Origin of the sequence: Priestia sp. SIMBA_032 (assembly GCF_046535215.1) — a bacterium.
Classification (GTDB): domain Bacteria; phylum Bacillota; class Bacilli; order Bacillales; family Bacillaceae_H; genus Priestia; species Priestia aryabhattai.
Genome location: NZ_JAWRXD010001467.1, coordinates 1 through 240, shown reverse-complemented (window position 1 = coordinate 240; position 240 = coordinate 1). Strand labels below are relative to the sequence as shown.

General features: G+C 37.5%; 1 protein-coding gene. It reads left to right on the top strand.

The genetic code is table 11. The features are described from left to right. Positions 1-157, top strand: a 157-nt coding sequence (locus SB717_RS39180) for a ribosomal protein bL12 (RefSeq protein ID WP_410908687.1), incomplete at its 5' end; no start/stop codon positions are given. Between the last annotated feature and the right edge of the window lie 83 nt (positions 158-240).

Below are 240 nucleotides of genomic sequence, written 5' to 3'. Positions count from 1 at the left end.
CAAAGCTGTACGTGAAATCACTGGTCTTGGCTTAAAAGAAGCTAAAGAATTAGTTGACAACACTCCAAAAGCAATCAAAGAAGGCGTTTCTAAAGAGGAAGCTGAAGAAATGAAAGCTAAACTTGAAGAAGTTGGCGCTGCTGTAGAAGTTAAGTAATTAACTTTTGATGCTTTAAAAAAAGCTCGCTCTCATGCGAGCTTTTTTTTTAACTGTAAAGAAAAGAGGTGGCCATATGGCAG